Source organism: Catenulispora rubra, from assembly GCF_015356825.1.
Lineage (GTDB): Bacteria > Actinomycetota > Actinomycetes > Streptomycetales > Catenulisporaceae > Catenulispora > Catenulispora rubra.
The window spans coordinates 1-874 of record NZ_JAACYW010000663.1; the positions used below are offsets into that span (position 1 = coordinate 1).

Consider the following 874-nt stretch of genomic DNA (forward strand, 5'->3'; position numbering starts at 1 on the left):
TCAAACGCGCCCGCAACCGCTACAGCCTCCGACCCACCGACTCCATCGGCAAACCCATCAGCTACCGCATCCCACCCCGAACCCTCACCCCACAACCAATACTTGCATGACACAACCAACGGCATTGAGGCCTCACCCCATCAAGGGCAGGAATTCCTCCAGGTCCGCGCGCTGGCCCGAGGCCGACACCAGGGCCTGGTCCATCGCCTCGGCCCAGGTGATCCGGCCGGCCGCGAGCCGGATCCAGGTCCGAGGCGCCATCTCGACCACGTTCGGTGGGGTGCCGCGGGTGTGGCGCGGCCCCGGGACGCACTGCACGGCGGCGAACGGCGGCACCCGCAGCTCCACGGAATTGCCCGGGACCTTGGTGGCCATGGCGTCGGCCAGCTGGCGGACGGTGATCGCCAGCGCCTCCCGGTCGTGCGGGAACTCGATCCCGGTGGAGCGCTCCAGGTCGTCGGCGTGCACCGTGGCCTCCACGATGCGCGAGACCAGGAAGTCGTCGAAGCGCATCGGCCCGAACCGCATCGCGATCAGGTCCTCGTCGCCGTAACGCGCGATGAGCTCCTCAGCCGCGGCCACCTCGTCGGCCAGCACCACGCCGCCCTCGACCAGGTCCCGGGTGCCGGCGTCGACCGCGGCGCTGGCGGTCGGCGTCGAGGTCATCCAGTCGTAGACCTCCGCCTGCTCCCCGGCGACCGGCTCGGCGGCCCGCACCAGGACCGTGTGCACGGTGAAGGCGACGTGCCCGACCAGCGTCCGCACGTCCCAGCCGGTCAGCTTCGACGGCGCCGCGAGCTGTTCGGGCGTCAGGCGGGCGGCGTACTCGATGTGCGCCTGCCACTCGTTCGCGACGGCTTGGCGGACCTTGGCG

Annotated in this window: 1 protein-coding gene; it reads right to left on the minus strand. The window is 71.3% G+C overall.

The features are described from left to right. Positions 1–132: 132 nt before the first annotated feature. Positions 133–874 (minus strand): maleylpyruvate isomerase family mycothiol-dependent enzyme (locus GWK61_RS54840; RefSeq protein WP_228564586.1); only part of this gene is annotated, 742 nt, incomplete at its 5' end.